The sequence below is a fragment of the Nocardioides sp. genome (assembly GCF_024509035.1).
Lineage (GTDB): Bacteria > Actinomycetota > Actinomycetes > Propionibacteriales > Nocardioidaceae > Nocardioides.
In genome coordinates, this window is sequence record NZ_JANINT010000441.1 from 1 (window position 1) to 17,026 (window position 17,026).

Here is a 17,026-nt window from a genome sequence, read left to right on the forward strand (position 1 = left end):
GCGGCATGTCCGTCGACCTCGACTACCCGCTGCACCGCTACTTCCTGGCCGCCCGCCAGGGCGGGCTCGCCCTGGGCGGGCCGGGTCAGACCCTGCTCGACCTCGGCGACACGATGGCGGTGGCATGACAATGGTGACCTCGCTGCCCCTGCACGGTCTGCGCGCCCTGGAGTGGTCCACCTCGATCGCCGGCGCGTACGCCGGACGGCTGCTCGCCGACGCCGGCGCCGCCGTCACCCGCGTCGGTGGGGCCGAGACCCTGGGACGCGGTGCCGAGCTCGACGGATACCTCCACCTCGGCAAGGCGCAGCGTCCGGGCACGCTGAGCGACCTGGTCGCTGCCGGGGCCGAGGCCGACCTGGTCGTGCTCGAGCTTCCCGACGCGCCCGAGGCCGGACTGCTCGACGGGCTGGAGGCCACCGCGGTCGTCGCGATCACGCCCTTCGGGCTCACCGGGCCGTGGGCCGGCACAGGCCGGCCGTGGAGCGAGTTCACCCTGCAGCTCGAGGGTGGAGCGATGAGCTCGCGGGGCTCGATGGACTCCTACCCGGTGATGACCGGCTCGTCGGAGGCGCTGTGGGTCGCCGGCTCGATGGCCGCCGGCGCCGTGGTCACCGCGCTCCAGGGCGAGCGCTCCGGGCGCTGCGTCGACATCGCGCTGCTCGACGTGACGACGTACGCCAACAACATGTTCCAGGACGTGTCGGCGACCATCGCGCAGACGCCACGGGCGCCGATGCCGCGCATGCGACTCACGCCCGGCGTCGAGCCGGCTTCCGATGGCTGGGTCGGCTTCAACCTCGCCTCGGCCGCCAACCACCAGGACTTCCTGGTGCTGATCGAGCGCCCCGAGTGGCTCGCCGACGAGCAGATGAGCTCGTTCCTCGGCCGCTACGCGCGCTACGCCGAGTGGGTCGAGGCGGTCCGCGACTGGACCCGACGCCACACGGTCGCCGAGTGCGTCGAGGCCGCCGGCACCTTCCGGATCCCTGCCGCCCCCGTGCACAGCGGGAAGACAATCCTTGAGGACGAGCAGGTCGTTGCGCGCGACTTCTACGAGACCCACCCCTCGGGCGGGTTCAGGATGCCCCGGCCGCCGTTCCTCTTCGACGGCGTGCGCCCCCAGCGGAGCACCGAGCCGGCGGAGCCCGACCAGGCCGAGCGCCGCGCGCCGGTCGTCAGCGACACGCTGCCGTTCGCCGGTCTGCGTGTCGTCGACCTCGGCACCTGGTGGGTGGGCGCGTACGTCGGCGCCGCCCTGGGCGCCGGCGGCGCCGACGTGGTCAAGGTCGAGAGCGCCAGCCGCATCGACGGGTCGCGCACGATGGGCTTCGTCCCCACCGAGCGCGACCACTGGTGGGACCTGGGCAACATCTATCTCGGCGTGAACTTCAACAAGCGCGACGTCACCCTCGACCTGACCGTCCCCGCGGGCCGCGAGCTCCTGGTGCGGCTGATCCGCGACGCGGACGTGCTGATCGAGAACTACGCGCCTCGCGTGCTGGAGTCGATCGGCCTGGACTGGGACGCCGTGCACGCGATCAACCCCGGGCTGGTCATGCTGCGGATGCCGGCGTTCGGGCTGACCGGCCCGCGCCGGGAGATGGTGGGCTACGCCCAGACGGTCGAGCAGTTCTCCGGCCTGTGCTGGCGCACGGGCTACCCCGGGGGAGACCCGACCAACCCGTCCGGACCGGCGGACCCGATGGGAGCTGCCAACTCGTTCTTCGCGCTCTCGGCGGCCCTCGTCGAGGCCCGACGGACCGGCCGCGGGATGTTGGTCGAGGCGACGCTCGCCGAGGGCGCCATGGTGATGGCCTCCGAGCAGGTCCTCGCGTGGACCGGGCGCGGCGAGCTGCTCGAGCGCACCGGCAACCGGTCGGCCGTGGCCGACGTCCAGGGGGTGTTCGCCGTGCAGGGCACCGACGAGTGGGTCGGACTCTCGGTCCTCGACGAGGACCAGTGGCGCGGGCTGGTGGCAGCGACCGGCTTCACCGAGTGGCTCGATGACCCCGCGCTCGCCGACCGGGCGGGCCGGCAGGCCGCCGCGGACCGGCTCGAGAGCGAGCTGGCGGCGTGGTTCGCCGACCAGCAGCCCGACGAGGCGGTCGAGAGACTCCTCGCAGCGGGCGTCCCGGCCGGACGGCGTACCGACTGGCGCTGGGTGCATGAGCACCCGCAGCTCGCGGGCCGCGAGACCTACACGGTCGTGGACCACCCCTACGGCGGGGAGGTGCCGCTGCCGGGGCTGCCCTACCAGCGCGTCGGTACGCCGTCGTGGATCCTGCGCCGCCCGCCGCTGCTCGGGGAGCACAACGAGGAGATCCTGCGCGGGGACCTCGGGCTCTCGGAGGACGAGTACCAGGCCCTGGTCGACCAGCAGGTCGTGGGCACCCGGCCGGCCGGCCAGTGACCGGTCCGCTCGCGGGCATCCGGGTCCTCGAGCTGGTCGCCCAGGGGCCGGCGCCGTTCGCCTGCATGATGCTGGCCGACCTCGGCGCCGAGGTCATCGGCGTGGAGCGGCCCGGGACGCACCGCTACGAGCCTGACGCCCACTCCCGTGGTCGCCGGTCGGTGGCGCTGGATCTCAAGCAGCCCGAGGGGCGCGAGGTCGTGCTCGACCTGGTCCGCGAGGTCGACGTGCTGGTCGAGGGCTTCCGCCCGGGGGTGACCGAGCGACTCGGGGTGGGCCCCGACGTGTGCCTCGGGGCCAACCCGCGACTCGTCTACGGACGCATGACCGGGTGGGGCCAGGACGGGCCGCTGGCCCAGGAGGCCGGTCACGACCTCAACTACCTCGCTCTGACCGGCGCGCTCGCCGCGATCGGCGAGCCGGGGCGACCGCCGGTCCCGCCGCTCAACCTGGTCGCCGACTACGGCGGCGGCGGGATGCTGCTCGCGCTGGGTGTCCTCGCCGCCCTGCACGAGCGGACGAGCTCCGGTCGGGGCCAGGTCGTCGACGCCGCGATGGTCGACGGCGTCGGGCTGATGCTGGCGCCCTTCCACGCGATGGCTGCGCGTGGCCGCTGGAACGAGCGGGGGACCAACCTCCTTGACGGCGGCGCGCCCTACTACCGGGTCTACGGCACCGCGGACGGGCGCTGGCTGTCCGTGGGGGCGATCGAGCCCGCCTTCTACCGTGCCTTCCTCGACGTGCTCGGCCTCGACCCTGCCGAGCTCGGCGCCCAGTCGGACCGGTCGGCGTGGCCCGCCGCCACCGAACGGATCGCCGCCGTGATCGCCACCCGCAGCCGCGACGCCTGGGCCGAGGCCTTCGCGGGCACGAACGCGTGCGTCCAGGCGGTGCTGGAGCTCGGCGAGGTGCCCGGTCACCCGCACCCGAGCGCCCGCGGAGGCTTCGTCGAGATCGACGGCGTCGCCCATCCCGCACCCGCCCCACGACTCAGCCGCACGCCTGCGCGGCTGCCCCCGATGGTCGAGCCGCTCGGGGCGAGCACCGCTGCGGTGCTCGCGGAGCTGGGCCGGAGCCCGGCTCAGATCGACGCGCTCCGGGAGGCCGGCGTGGTCGCCGTACCCGCTGAGCGGGAGCCGGGAACCGCCCCCGCCGTCGGGCCGATGCACTCGACACCCGCACCCGCCGCGACGACAGGAGGAGAGCAGCGATGAGCCGGATCACGACCCTCGACCAGTTCGAGGAGGAGTACCGCCGGGGGATCGACGAGCCGATGCCTCCTCGTGCCTGGCGCGAGGTCACCGAGGAGTGGCTGCGCCGCCACAGCGAGGGGTCGGGGGACTACAACCCGCTCCACCGCGACCGCGCGTACGCCGCGGGCGCCCGGTTCCACTCGCTCACCGGGTCGCCGTCGTTCCTGTTCTCCATCGACTTCGGAGCGAACGCCTCCATCTGGGGCCACCTCTCGCGCGACGACGTGGCGATGAAGGACCTCAGCATCCTCTACATCGGAGCCGACATCGAGTGGTTCCGCCCGGTCTGGCTCGGCGACCGGGTCCGCTCGATCGAGACCCCCGTCGGCGTCAAGCGGCGCTCGATGCCCCAGCTCGGCGAGGCCCTGGTGTGCTCGGGCCGCACCGACTACTACAACCACCGCGGCGAGAAGTTCGCCAGCCTGACCAACCACATGCTCCGCTTCGCCAACCCCGGGACCGGGGTCGAGGCCGCGCCGCCCGACCCGGACCGGCCCCAGGTGGCCCCCGACCCGCTGGTCTGGGCGCGCACCCGCCGAGGCGGCGAGGTGCGCCACTTCGAGGACGTCGCGATCGGCGAGGAGCTGCCCGAGCTCCCGAAGGGGACCTACACCACCACCGAGCTCTACCTGTTCAGCCACGGCACCCTGACGCTGGGTCGTTCGGCCGAGGTCGACGAGGGCACCATCGACATGGGTGCGGGCGGGCGCGCCGACCCCGAGTACGCACGCAAGAACCGTGCGCAGTCCGCGCAGTTCGACTACGGCCCCCAGCGCATCACGTGGCTCAGCCAGATCGCCACCGACTGGGCCGGCGACTGGGGCGACCTGGTCTCGATGAGTGCGAAGCTCCGCCGGCCCAACCTCGTCGGGGACACCAACACCGTTCGGGGCCGGGTGACCGGCACCCGTGAGGTCGGCGATCAGGGCCTGGTCGACCTCCGCGTCGCCGTGGTCAACCACGCCGACATCGAGACCGCCACCGCCGAGATCACCGTCCGGCTGCCACGACGCGACGCCGGCGAGCCGCGCGAGGTGCCGCTGCTCTGGGCCGACGCGGCCTCGACGACGCCGTCCATCTACGGCTGAGCCCCACCCACCCGATCCGTCCCACCGAGGAGAGACCCATGCTGCTCAAGCCCGGCATCAAGCTCAAGGCGTCCGGCACCACCACCGAGATCATCGTCATCCAGGCTCCCGCCGAGGAGGTGACGCTGACCTGCGGTGGGGTACCGATGACCGCGGACGGTGCCGGTGAGGGCGGCTCCACCGAGGGCGAGGTGCTCATCGGCAAGCGCTACTGCGACGCCGCCGGCACCGTCGAGCTGCTGTGCTCGGCGAGCGGAGCCGGTCCGCTGGCCATGGACGGCGAAGCGCTGGTCGTGAAGGCGGCCAAGGCGCTGCCCTCGTCGGACTGAGCGTCAGGCACCGACGATGAACATCGTGACGCTGCTGGACATGGTCTCCAGCGTCGACCCGGACCGCGTCATCCTGGGCGACCGGCACGAGGGCGTGACCCTCGGCCGGCTGCGCGACCTCGCGGACCGCGCAGCTGGGGTGCTGAGCGACCACCCCGGCCGACCGCTGCTGTTCTCCGGCACGGCGACGGAGGCCTTCCCGATCGCGCTGTTCGGCGCCGCCGTGGCGGGCAGGGCGTTCGCGCCCGTGAGCTACCGCCTGGCGGCAGGACCGTACGCCGAGCTGGTGACCGACCAGCTGCCGACCACGCTCATCGCCGAGCCCACGAGCTCCGACCAGCTCCGCGAGGGCCCCGAGCTGAGCATGGCGACCCCGGCCGGCTTCGTCGCCGCCGTCCGAGCCGCGGCACCGTCAGGCGCCGAGCCGGAGCAGGACCCCGAGGCGCCGGCCGTCCTGCTGCACACCAGCGGCACGACGGGCAAGCCCAAGGTGGCCGTCCTGCGGCACCGCCACCTCACCTCCTACGTCCTCAACGGCACCGAGATGCTGGGCGCCGGGCCCGACGAGGCCGCCCTCGTCAGCGTGCCGCCGTACCACATCGCGGGGGTCGCGGGCCTGCTCACGGGGATGTACTCGGGCCGGCGGATCGTGCAGCTGCCGAACTTCACCGCCGAGGACTGGGTCGCGACCGCCGCCGCGCAGGAGATCACCCACGCGATGGTCGTGCCGACCATGCTCGCCCGGATCGTGGAGGTCCTGGAGCAGACGGGGGAGACCCTGCCCACCCTCCGCCACCTGTCGTACGGCGGTGGCCGGATGCCGCGACCGGTCATCGAGCGCGCGCTCGGCCTGCTGCCCCACGTCGGGTTCGTCAACGCCTACGGCCTGACCGAGACCACCTCCTCCATCGCCGTCCTCGGGCCCGAGGAGCACCGTGCCGCCGTGTCCTCCGACGACCCGGCCGTGCGGGCCCGCCTCGAGTCCGTCGGCCGGCCGCTTCCGAGCGTGGAGATCGTGTGCCGCGACGCGCTCGGCGAGCCGGTCCCCCCAGGCGAGCCCGGCGAGCTCTGGGTGCGCGGAGACCAGGTCTCGGGGGAGTACGCCGCCACGTCCCAGCTCGACGACGACGGCTGGTTCCGAACCAAGGACGCGGGCCGGATCGACGACGACGGCTACGTCTTCGTCGAGGGTCGGCTCGACGACGTCATCGTCCGAGGTGGGGAGAACCTCTCGCCGGGCGAGATCGAGAACGCCCTGCTCCAGCACCCGGCCGTCACCGACGCGGTCGTCTACGGCCAGCCCGACGAGATGTGGGGCGAGATCGTGGTCGCCGCAATCGTCACCGCTCCCGGCAGCGACCCCACTCCCGAGGAGCTGCAGGCCTGGGTGGCCTCGCTGCTCCGCTCGAGCCGGGTCCCCGCGCGGATCCGGTTCCTCACGGAGGTGCCGCGCAACGACCTCGGCAAGGTGCTGCGCCGGGTCCTGCGAGCCGACTCCGAGGCCGCCGCTCCGAGTCGCTGAGAGGTTGGTTGACGAATGGCACGTTATAGGCAAGGGTGACGCCGCTCACACTCCGCGAGACCCGGCCAGCATCGGGAAATGACCCGGCTCTCATCACTCGACCAATGACATGCAAAAGAGGAGAACCATGGACTTCGAGGTGTTGATGAAGGCTTCCGCGGAGGCGGCCGCCTCCGCGACCCCGGTCGAGGCGACCCAGCTCTCGATCGGCTACTCCTGGTCGGAGATCCCCCGGTGGCACGAGGGCGTCTTCTACTTCAGCGACATGTACAACCACCGGATCCTCACCCTGGACGAGTCCGGCACCCCCAGCACCTACATCGACGCATCGGAGCGCAGCCCGCTCGCACCCGAGGCGGGCAGCACCGCGACGGGCACGTCGGAGGTGGTCCTGGGCGGGCTGGGCTGGCTCCCGGACGGCCGCGCGATCGTGGTGTCGATGCACGAGCGCCTGCTCCTGGTCTGGGACGGCACGACGCTCGAGCAGTACGCCGACCTGCGCGACGTCGCGATCTCCTCGTGCAACGACATGGTGGTCGACGCCGAGGGCCGCGCCTACATCACGCAGCTCGGCTACGACCTGTTCGCCGGTGAGGACCCCCGTGAGGCCGGGCTGATCGTGGTCGAGCCCGACGGCACCGTCCACGACGCCGGCGTCGGCACGTTCCGTGGAGCCAACGGCATCGGACTGTCCGCCGACGGCGCGACCCTGCTCACGGCCGAGAACGACGGATGCCGCATCTCCGCCCTCGAGCGGGCCGCGGACGGGACGCTGTCGGGTCGGCGCGTGTGGGCCGAGCTCCCGTGGATGCCCGACGGCATCGCGATCGACTCCGAGGGCGGGATCTGGGCCGGGCTGCCGGGCAGCGGCTGGGTGGGCCGCTTCGTCGAGGGCGGCCAGGCCACCCACGCCGTCCAGCTCCCGATGGACCGTGCGATGGGCACGGCCGTCGCCCTGGGCGGCTCGGACCGCTCCACGCTGTTCATCGCCTGCGGCATGGAGGTCTTCGACTGGGCGAAGTCGCGCGACGAGGGCCTGGGCTCCATCTGGACCGCCTCCGCCCCGTACGGCGCCGGCACCACTCGCCCCTGACCCCCGCATCACGACTGAGGAGACACCACCATGGAAGAGCTCAACTTCGAGGGTCGCACCGTCATCGTGACCGGTGCGGGTCGGGGGATCGGGCGTGCCTACGCCCTGCTCCTCGCCTCACGCGGCGCGGGAGTCGTCGTCGCCGATCTCGGTGCCAGCACCGACGGCATGGGCGTGGACGGGGACGACCCGGCCGCCGACGTCGTGGCCGAGATCGAGGCCGCCGGCGGACGCGCCGTCGGCGTCCGGGCCGACGTGTCGACGCCGGAGGGTGCCCAGACGATCGTGGACGCCGCGGTCTCGGCCTTCGGCGGCGTCGACGCCGTCATCAACAACGCCGGCATCGTCCGGGTCGCGGACTGGCTCGAGGTGCCCGCCGAGGAGTACCAGCGCCACCTCGAGGTGCACTACCTCGGCTCGTTGTGGCTCGCCCGCGCGGCGTGGCCACACCTGAAGGAGTCCGGCTCGGGGCGCATCGTGAACACGATCTCGCCCGCGATGCTCGGCAACCCGATGATGGTCCACTACGGCAGCTCCAAGGGCGCTGTGTACGGCCTCACTCGCAACCTCGCGCTCGAGGGCATGGAGCATGGCATCAACGTCAACGCGGTCTCGCCGGGTGCCGGCACCCGCATGGCCGAGGCTGCTGCGGACTCGCTGAGCGCCGAGATCATGGAGTACATGCGCACCGCGCTGACGCCCGAGCTGGTCGCGCCGCTGGGGGTCTACCTGGCGCACCCGTCCTCGCAGGTCACCGGTGAGGCGTTCAACGTCGCCGGCGGCATGGTGAACCGGATGGCGGTCGTCAACACCCAGGGCATCTACGACACCGAGCTCACGGTCGAGACGATCGCGAGCTCCTTCGACCAGATCATGACCATCAACGAGGCGGCGCAGCCGCAGGTCGTGGCCGTCGCGGCCATGCCCGGTGCGTGAGGAGCAGCAGATGACCGAGATCGCGACGGACTACCCGTTCCCGCCCGTCACCGCGGACGAGGCCGCTGAGCGCTATCGCGCCATCGCCGCGGATCGCCCGATGACCAGGACGACGATGCCGTTCGGCGGAGACGCCTGGGTGATCCACCGCACCGAGGCCGCGCGCGCCATGCTCGGCGACCCGCGCTTCGTGCGTGAGCCGTTCCGCACCGGCGAGCGGGTGGTGCCCTACTTCGTGGAGTTCCCCGAGTTCCTGCGCCAGACCCTGCAGTTCGAGGACCCGCCCCACCACACCAAGCTGCGGCGCCTGGTGCAGAAGGCCATCTCGCCCAAGCAGGTCAAGGCGATGCGCGACTCCGCCGTCGCCTACGCCAACCAGCTGATCGACGACATGGTGGCCAAGGGCAACACCGCCAACCTGGTCCACGACTATGCGCTCCCGCTGCCGATCCAGATGCTCTGCAACCTTCTGGGCATCCCGGCCGAGGACCACGAGAAGTTCGAGAAGTGGGCGTCCTCGACGCTCGCCGTGGCCGGCATGTCCGAGGACGAGATGGTCACGAACATGGCCGAGCTCTACATGTACGTCGTCAACCTGATCCAGCTGCGCCGTGAGGAGCCCCTCGACGACCTGATCTCGAGCCTGGCCAACGCTCGCGACAAGGACGACACCCTCACCGACGAGGAGATCCTGCCGATCGCGATGCTCCTGGTCGTCGCCGGCTTCGACAACACCGCCAACTTCATCACCACCGGCATCGCGAGCCTGTTGCAGCACCCCGAGCAGCTGGAGCTGTTCCTGACCGACCCCGACGGGCTCGCGCCCACCGCGACCGAGGAGACGCTGCGGCACGGTCGGTTCTCGCTCGGGATCCCGGTGGCCGGCGCCGGGGCACTGGTGCCCTTCGTCGCCACCGAGGACATCGAGATCGACGGGCAGCTGGTCGCCAAGGGCGACGCGATCATGATCGACCCCGCCGCGACCGCGCACGACGGCATCGCGCTGCCGGACGCCGAACGCTTCGACATCACCCGCCAGAACAACCCCCAGCTGACGCTGAGCTACGGCCTGCACCACTGCCTGGGGGCTCCGCTGGCCCGGATGGAGATGCAGGTGGCCCTGGCCGAGCTGTTCAAGCGGCTCCCGCAGATCCGCCTGACGAGCGCGCCCGTCATCAACTACGACCACCTCAGCCAGCCCATCACGCGCCTCGACGCGACCTGGTGAGACGGACCTGACGTCATGCCGAAGGTCTTCTACACCCAGCCGGACGGGACCGTCGTCGCTGTCGAGGGCAGCGTCGGCGACTCCGTCATGGCCACGGCGGTCCGCAACGGTGTCGCAGGAGTCGTCGGACAGTGCGGTGGCTCGCTCTCGTGCGCGACCTGCCACGTCTACCTCGACGAGCGGCACGCCGACGAGTTCGGTGAGGTCGGAGAGGACGAGGACGAGATGCTCGACTGCACCGCGAGCGATCGCGAGCACAGCTCGCGGCTGTCCTGCCAGCTCCTGATCGGCGAGGGCGAGGTGCACGTGACGGTCCCCCCGGAGCAGCTGTGAGCCGCTCCGACGACGTCCTGATCGTCGGCGCGGGACAGGCGGCCGCCCAGCTCGCCTGCTCGCTGCGCGAGGCCGGCCACCAAGGATCCATCACGCTGGTGGGCGACGAGCCGGCTCCGCCGTACCAGCGCCCACCGCTGTCCAAGGGGTTCCTCACCGGTGCCGCCGACGAGGACAGCCTCGCCCTCCGTGCGCCGGGCTACTGGCAGGCCAACGGCATCGACCTGCTGCTCGGTGAGACGGTCGTCGAGGTGGACCGAGGCGCAGGTGCCGGCGGACGGGCGCTCACGGCCAGCGGTCGTGAGCTGGTCTTCGACCGCCTGGTGCTGGCCACGGGGGCTGCTCCACGCCGCCTGGACGTGCCGGGAGCCCAGGCGGACGGCGTGGTCGTCCTGCGCACCCTCGCGGACGCCGCCGACCTGCGACGGCGCCTCGCGACTGCTCGGGACGTGGTGGTCGTCGGCGGCGGGTTCGTCGGCCTCGAGGTCGCCGCCACGGCCACCGTGCTCGGCGCGCGGGTCACGGTCCTCGAGGCCGGCCCGCGCATCCTGGGCCGCGCGGTGAGCGAGGCGACGTCGCGCTACCTGACCGACCACCACCGCGCGACGGGCATCGCGGTGCACACCGATGTCAGCGTCACCGAGATCGTCAGTGCCGGCGCGGGTCGGGTGGTGGCGGTGCGTACGGCGGACCGGGAGATCCCGGCCGACCTGGTGCTCGTGGGCGTCGGTGCCGATCCGCGTTGCGAGCTCGCCGAGCGACTGGGACTGCAGGTCGACGACGGCATCGTCGTCGACGAGCACCTGCTCGCCTCCGACGGCACGACGATCGCGATCGGCGACTGCGCGGTCGCGGTCGACCCGACACCCTGGGCGGACCTCGACGCCAGCGCGCCGTGCCGCGTCCGGCTCGAGAGCGTGGACCACGCGGTGACGCAGGCGGCCTCAGCCGTCCGAACGGTGCTGGGCGAGCCGTCGCCGCACGTGTCGGTGCCGTGGTTCTGGTCCGACCAGGGCACCGCCAAGCTGCAGATCGTGGGGCTGCGCCGGCCGGGGGACCGCGCGACGGTCCGGCCGGCCGGCCCGGGACGTCTCGTGGTCGGCTTCCACCGGGCGGGACGGTTGGTCGCGGCGGAGGTCGTCGGCTCCCCGGCCGACTTCATGGCTCTGCGCACGCTGCTGGGCGCCGGGCACCCGGTGCCTGCGGACGTGTTCGCCGACGGTGACGTCGTCCTGCGCCAGCTGGCCAAGGACGCACGCCAGGGCTCGATCAGCGCTTGCTGAGCTCGACCTCCTGAGGCCGGATCAGGCCGTCCGATCCCACGCGCCGGTTGAGCATCCCGTCGACGTACGCCTCGACGTACGGCGTCCACTGGTCGCGCTCGGCGCGCCCCAGGTCCGTCGTCAGCACGCCGAAGCCGGCCATCTGGAACTCGAAGACGCCGTCGACGAGCTGCTTGCCCTTGCGGGACACGCGCACTCGAGTGCTGCGGCGGTCGAACTCGTCGACGGCCCGGTCCAGAAACCCGTCGTTGACGAGCTCGGTGATCCGCTTGCTCGCCTGGGACGGGTCGACGGCCAGACGGCCCGCGACCTCGGCGATCGACAGCGGACCGCTCGTGGCGATCACGTGCAGCGCCAGGAACCCCGCCTCGCTCACCCCGGCGGACCGGAGCTCGAGGAGGGTCTTGAACCCGCCCGAGAGCGCCACCCAGGTCACGATGCCGATCATCGTGTGCAGGAAGAAGCGGGTCGCCGGGTCGTACTCCTCGCCGGCGAGCTCCAGCCACCGGTCGGCCACCGCCGGACGTGGGCTGTCGGGAAGCGCCTCGGAGAACCGGTGCAGCACCAGCGCGAACCAGCTGCCGAGCACCTCGATCTGCTCGGGGGTCCAGGTCGAGATCACCGCCAGGTAGTCGCGGCTCCAGGCCATCAGCCAGGCGTCCATCAGAGCCGTGGTCTCGTCGGTCAACGAGAGCAGCGTGCGTCGTCGGTCGTCGGGATCGGTGGTCCGAGCCAGGTGTCCGGCCTTGTGCAGCTGGGCGGCCTGCCGCGAGGCCTGGGTGATGTCGATCCCGAGCTCACGCGCGATCACGGTCGTCGCCGCCGGCTCCCGCCCGCTGAGCAGCTCGAGGAAGCGGAGGTCCGAAGGGGGCAGGTCGATCCCTGTGACAGCTCTCAGTCGGCGGGAGTGACTGCGCGTGCCGGCGGTCAGCGCGATTGCGTTGACCAGACGGAGAGTCGCCACCTCCAGGGCTGGGGCCTGTGACGTGCTCAAGCGCCACTCCTTCCGGTGGGGTCGCGGGGCGACACCTGACGTCTCTCAACCTAATCGATTCCGTACAAATCCTTGGAGAGGTGCACATGGGAGCCGCAACTGATACCGGTGAGTGGGAGCGCGAGGTCGACGTCCTGATCGCCGGCAGCGGTGCGGGCGGCATGGTCGGCGCCATCGCAGCCCACGACCGGGGCCTGACGACGCTGGTCGTCGAGAAGGCTCACGGGTTCGGCGGTTCGACCGCGATGTCGGGCGGCGGGATCTGGATCCCGAACAACCCGACCCTGCGCCGCAAGGGCCTCGCCGACGACGTGGAGGACGTCCGCGCCTACCTCTCGGCCGTCGTCGGCGGCCGCGTGCCCGCCGACCGGATCGACGCGTTCGTCGACCGCGGGCCCGAGGTGATGGAGATGCTGGAGCGGGTCAGCCGGTGGATGGACTTCTCGCACTGCCCGGGCTACTCCGACTACCACCCCGAGCTTCCCGGGGGCCGCGCGAAGGGCCGCACGATCGAGCCGCGCCCGATCGACGGTCGCAAGCTCGGTGACGAGGAGGAGCAGCTGCTCGGGCTCACCGTGCCCACGCCTCTCGGGTTGTGGTTCACCGGCTACGAGGCCCGCAACCTGATGATGATGAAGCGGGAGTGGCGTGCTCGGCGGATGATCTTCCTCGCCGGATGGCGCGTCGTCTCCAACTTCTTCCTGCGGCGCAGGATGAAGACGCTCGGGGCAGCGTTGGTCGCCCGGTTCCGCCTCACGATGCGCGACCTGGGACTGGAGCTCTGGACGAGCTCGCCGGTGACGGAGCTGCTGGTCGAGGACGGCAGGGTGATCGGCGCCGTCGTGGAGCGCGACGGCCAGCCGTGCCGGATCCGCGCCCGCCACGGGGTCCTCCTGGCAACGGGCGGGTTCGAGCACGACGAGATCCTCCGCAAGCAGCACCTGCCGGAGCTGGGTCAGCCCGACTACAGCGCCGGAGCGCCGTCCAACACCGGCGACGGGCATCGCCTCGGCGAGGCGCTCGGTGCCGACTTCGACCTGATGGACGACGCGTGGTGGATGCCGTCGATCGCGCTTCCGCGCGGCGGCGTGTTCCCGCTGGTCTCGGAGCGGTGCATCCCGGGCATGGTCATCGTGAACCGGGACGGCCGGCGCTTCACCAACGAGGCCTCGCCGTACGTGAACTTCGTCCACGACCAGCTGGAGGGCGGCCACGTGCCGATCTTCGAGATCTTCGACCAGTCGGCTCGAGATCGGTACCAGTTCGCCGGCACGCTCCCGGGCAAGGACTTCCCGCGCTCGTTCTACAAGTCGGGGCTGGTCCACAAGGCCGACACCCTGCGCGACCTCGCCGCGCTGGTCGGCATCGACCCCGACAACCTCGTCACGACCGTCGCAACCTTCAACGAGTACGCCCGCAACGGCCGGGACGAGGACTTCCATCGCGGCGAGAGCCCCTATGACAACTACTACGGCGACCACTCCCTGCCGAACCCCAACCTCGACACGATGGAGACCGGCCCGTTCTACGCGATCCGTCTGGAGGCCGGCGATCTCGGGACCAAGGGAGGGATCCTCACCGATGCCTGGGCGCGCGCGCTTCGTCCGGACGGCTCGGTCATCGAGGGCCTCTACGCGACCGGCAACGTCTCCGCGGCGGTGATGGGCAACGAGTACGCCGGCGCCGGCGCCACCATCGGTCCAGCCATGGTCTTCAGCTATCTGGCCATGGAGCACGCGGCCGAGGAGAAGGGCGGGAGCCGATGAGCGCCGAACCCAGCGCCGAGCTCGGCTCCGATCTCTTCGGCCCGGTGCGGCTCGGACCGATCACCCTGCGCAACCGCGTCATCAAGGCCGCCACCTACGAGAACGCCGCCAGGCGGGGAGAGGTGACCGACCGGCTCGTCGACTTCCACGTGCGCCACGCGCGTGGAGGCGTGGGGATGACCACCGTGGCCTACTGCGCGGTCGCTCCGGAGGGCCGCACCGACGGCCACCAGATCGTCTGGCGCGACGAGGCACGCTCGGGCCTCATCCGGCTCACCGAGGCGGTCCACGCCGAGGGCGCGGCCATCTCCGCGCAGATCGGCCACTCCGGTCCGGTGGGCGATCCCCGCGCCACGAAGATGAAGGCGCTCTCGCCGACGCCGTACTTCAACCCGCAGGCCTTCACCCGGACGAAGCAGGCGAGCAGACAGGATCTCGCCCGCATCGTCGCCCAGCACGGAGCGGCGGCGACGATGGCGGTCGAGACCGGTTTCGACGCTGTCGAGGTGCACATCGGGCACAACTACCTGGCCAGCTCGTTCCTCTCGCCGAAGCTGAACAAGCGGACCGACGAGTACGGCGGGTCCCTGGAGAACCGCGCCCGGGTCGCCCGCGACTGCCTCCGGGCGGTCCGCGACGCGGTGGGGGATCGGATCGCGATCATCGCCAAGATGAACATGACCGACGGGGTCCCGGGCGGACTCTGGCTCGACGAGTCGCTGCAGGTGGCGACGTGGATCGAGCAGGACGGCAGCGTCGACGCCCTCGAGATGACGGAGGGAAGTTCGTTGCTCAACCCCATGTACTTGTTCCGGGGGGAGGCGCCGATCGCGGAGTTCGCCAAGGCCGTCGGAGAGCCGGTCGGCACCGCGGTGCGGCTCGTCGGCAAGCGGTTCCTGCGCGAGTACCCCTACGAGGACCTGTACCTGTTGGAGAACGCCCGTCAGGTGCGTGCGGCCGTGCGGTTGCCGATGATCCTGCTCGGCGGCGTCACCAGTGCTCAGGGGGTTCGGACCGCAGTTGAGCACGGCTTCGAGTTCGTGGCGATGGGTCGGGCTCTGCTGCGGGAGCCGGACCTGGTGGCCCGGATGGTGGCGGGCTCCGAGGGCCGGTCGCTGTGCATCCACTGCAACCGGTGCATGGCCACGATCTACGGAGGGACCCGGTGCGTACTCGTGGCGCCGGCCGACGGGTGAGACCCAGGGCGGGGAAAAATACTTGAGAAAATGCACGTAAAACGCTTCCGTGATCGCGGTCACCTTCCTAGGATCGGGGCAACTCGTTCCCCTGGAGGTGCCTCGTATGACCGTTGTGCTGGAGTCGACTTCTCCGGTCGTCACCCGTCCGCCGTCGATGGTCGAGCGGATGACGCTGATCATGGACACGTTCGGCGGCTCGAAGTCCCGACTGCTGTTGGAGGAGATCGCCGAGCGCAGTGGCCTGCCGCGGTCGACAGCCCACCGGATCCTCGAGCAGCTCATCCGGCTGCACTGGGTCGAGCACGACCGGGTGGGCTACCGCCTCGGTCGCCGCATCCACGAGTGGGGTGCTCGGGAGAACGCCCACTCCGACCTGCGTGCCGCGGCCGCGACCTGGCTGCACGAGCTGGCGCTGCGCACCGAGCTGGTCGTGCACCTCGCGGTCCTCAGCGGCGCTGAGGTCGAGTACCTCGACAAGGTGGGAGGGCGCCGGGTGATGGCGGTCGCCTCGCGGGTCGGAGGGCGAGCCCCCGCGCACAGCACGTCGCTCGGCAAGGCGATGCTCGCCTGGCTGCCGCCGGAGAAGGTCGACGCGCTGTACGTCGACGGCCTGCCCGCCTCCTCCGGCCCGGGTCCGCGCACCATGCTCGAGCTCCACCAGGAGCTGTCCCGGATCCGGTCCTCGGGCGGCGTCGCCCGCGAGAGCGACGAGTGCGTCACCGGCGTCGCGTGCATCGGAGCCGCGATCCGGGGGCCGGAGGGGCCGGTCGGGGCGATCTCGTTGGTGGGAACCTCCGAGATGCCGCTGGAGCGGCTCGCACCGCTGGTGCGCGACACCGCGCAGCGCATCACGCGGGAGCTCTTCGGCTCGCGCTGGTGAGCAGCAGGACCCCCGCCGGTCCGACGCAGACATGACGAAGGCGGCCCCGCTCCGGGGCCGCCTTCGTCATGTCTGCGTGCTGGGGGATCAGAGCCAGCCGTCGCTCCACAGCTGGTCGGGGACCGGCTCGTCCTCACCGAGACCGAAGCGTCCGCGGAAGAACACCATGGGCGGCTCGGAGGTCTCGCTCCGCTCCAGGTCGACGACCTCGCCCACGACGATGCGGTGGTCACCACCGTCGTGCACGGTGTGCAGCTCGCAGTGCAGCCGAGCCAGCGCGCCGGGCAGGGACGGCGTCCCCCAACGGCTCAGCTCCCACTCGAGCCCGTCGAACCGGCTGCCCGTGCGCGTGCCGAAGCGGGTGCACAGGTCGTGCTGGTCCTCGGCGAGGACGTTGATCGAGAACCGGCCCGCGCTGCGGATCCGCGGCCAGGTGCGGCTGTCGGAGGTCACGCAGAACAGCACGAGCGGCGGGTCGAGGGAGACCGAGGTGAACGACTGGCAGGCGAACCCGACGGGGTCGCCACCGTCGACGGCCGCGACCACGGTCACGCCACTGGCGAACTCGGCGAGCGTGCGACGGAAGTCGGCCGCCAGCGGTCTGGGAGCGGTGTGGGTGGACATGGCGCGACGCTAGGTGGGGCCGTCCGCGATGTCCTCGGATCTCCCGTTGGTCGGGAGTGTCGCCGTCCCCGTCTCCCGAGGCTCC

General features: G+C 71.6%; 15 protein-coding genes. 13 read left to right on the forward strand and 2 right to left on the reverse strand.

Translation table 11 applies throughout. The features are described 5' to 3' along the window. The first annotated feature begins 124 nt into the window (after window positions 1-124). The 10 genes from Q0L15_RS23870 to Q0L15_RS23915 all read left to right on the forward strand — a co-directional run bounded on the left by Q0L15_RS23870 (window position 125) and on the right by Q0L15_RS23915 (window position 11,478). Window positions 125-2,413 carry a CoA transferase gene (locus Q0L15_RS23870; protein WP_296607348.1) on the forward strand — a complete coding sequence of 763 codons (2,289 nt, stop codon included), beginning with the start codon at window positions 125-127 and terminating at the stop codon, window positions 2,411-2,413. Continuing rightward, window positions 2,410-3,627, forward strand: coding sequence for a CaiB/BaiF CoA-transferase family protein (locus Q0L15_RS23875; protein WP_296607349.1), 1,218 nt, complete (start codon window positions 2,410-2,412; stop codon window positions 3,625-3,627). The genes Q0L15_RS23870 and Q0L15_RS23875 overlap by 4 nt, the downstream gene beginning before the upstream one ends. After that, window positions 3,624-4,754 (forward strand): MaoC family dehydratase N-terminal domain-containing protein, encoded by a 1,131-nt coding sequence (locus tag Q0L15_RS23880; RefSeq protein ID WP_296607350.1) that lies wholly within the window; start codon window positions 3,624-3,626, stop codon window positions 4,752-4,754. The genes Q0L15_RS23875 and Q0L15_RS23880 overlap by 4 nt, the downstream gene beginning before the upstream one ends. Window positions 4,755-4,792: 38 nt before the next feature. Next, window positions 4,793-5,083: a hypothetical protein gene (locus tag Q0L15_RS23885; protein WP_296607351.1), complete on the forward strand. Its 291-nt coding sequence runs from the start codon at window positions 4,793-4,795 to the stop codon at window positions 5,081-5,083. Between the two features lie 16 nt (window positions 5,084-5,099). Continuing rightward, window positions 5,100-6,605, forward strand: a complete 1,506-nt coding sequence (locus Q0L15_RS23890) for a class I adenylate-forming enzyme family protein (protein ID WP_296607352.1) — start codon at window positions 5,100-5,102, stop codon at window positions 6,603-6,605. A gap of 127 nt (window positions 6,606-6,732) precedes the next feature. Beyond that, complete coding sequence (locus tag Q0L15_RS23895) at window positions 6,733-7,698, forward strand: SMP-30/gluconolactonase/LRE family protein (protein ID WP_296607353.1); 966 nt, start codon at window positions 6,733-6,735, stop codon at window positions 7,696-7,698. 30 nt (window positions 7,699-7,728) lie between these two features. Further along, the gene (locus Q0L15_RS23900; protein ID WP_296607354.1) at window positions 7,729-8,634 is read left to right on the forward strand and encodes an SDR family NAD(P)-dependent oxidoreductase; all 906 of its coding nucleotides are present in this window, start codon (window positions 7,729-7,731) and stop codon (window positions 8,632-8,634) included. Between the two features lie 10 nt (window positions 8,635-8,644). After that, window positions 8,645-9,862: a cytochrome P450 gene (locus tag Q0L15_RS23905; protein WP_296607355.1), complete on the forward strand. Its 1,218-nt coding sequence runs from the start codon at window positions 8,645-8,647 to the stop codon at window positions 9,860-9,862. Window positions 9,863-9,877: 15 nt separating this feature from the next. Next, window positions 9,878-10,195, forward strand: a complete 318-nt coding sequence (locus Q0L15_RS23910) for a 2Fe-2S iron-sulfur cluster-binding protein (protein ID WP_296607356.1) — start codon at window positions 9,878-9,880, stop codon at window positions 10,193-10,195. Continuing rightward, a complete protein-coding gene (locus Q0L15_RS23915; protein WP_296607357.1) occupies window positions 10,192-11,478 on the forward strand; it encodes an FAD-dependent oxidoreductase in 1,287 nt (428 codons plus the stop codon). The genes Q0L15_RS23910 and Q0L15_RS23915 overlap by 4 nt, the downstream gene beginning before the upstream one ends. Here Q0L15_RS23915 and Q0L15_RS23920 read toward each other — a convergent pair. Next, complete coding sequence (locus Q0L15_RS23920) at window positions 11,465-12,472, reverse strand: MarR family transcriptional regulator (protein WP_296607358.1); 1,008 nt, start codon at window positions 12,470-12,472, stop codon at window positions 11,465-11,467. The two genes, Q0L15_RS23915 and Q0L15_RS23920, sit on opposite strands and share 14 nt — an antisense overlap. 86 nt (window positions 12,473-12,558) lie before the next feature. Here Q0L15_RS23920 and Q0L15_RS23925 point away from each other — a divergent pair, with 86 nt between their 5' ends. The 3 genes from Q0L15_RS23925 to Q0L15_RS23935 all read left to right on the forward strand — a co-directional run bounded on the left by Q0L15_RS23925 (window position 12,559) and on the right by Q0L15_RS23935 (window position 16,317). Further along, entirely contained in the window at window positions 12,559-14,238 is a 1,680-nt protein-coding gene (locus tag Q0L15_RS23925) for an FAD-binding protein (protein ID WP_296607359.1), read from the forward strand. Next, a complete protein-coding gene (locus Q0L15_RS23930; protein WP_296607360.1) occupies window positions 14,235-15,434 on the forward strand; it encodes an NADH:flavin oxidoreductase in 1,200 nt (399 codons plus the stop codon). Before Q0L15_RS23925 ends, Q0L15_RS23930 begins: the two co-directional genes overlap by 4 nt. Window positions 15,435-15,540: 106 nt before the next feature. Beyond that, window positions 15,541-16,317, forward strand: coding sequence for an IclR family transcriptional regulator (locus Q0L15_RS23935; RefSeq protein ID WP_296607361.1), 777 nt, complete (start codon window positions 15,541-15,543; stop codon window positions 16,315-16,317). Window positions 16,318-16,404: 87 nt separating this feature from the next. Here the strand turns inward: Q0L15_RS23935 and Q0L15_RS23940 are convergent, their stop codons facing one another. Further along, complete coding sequence (locus Q0L15_RS23940; RefSeq protein ID WP_296607362.1) at window positions 16,405-16,941, reverse strand: flavin reductase family protein; 537 nt, start codon at window positions 16,939-16,941, stop codon at window positions 16,405-16,407. Window positions 16,942-17,026: the final 85 nt, after the last annotated feature.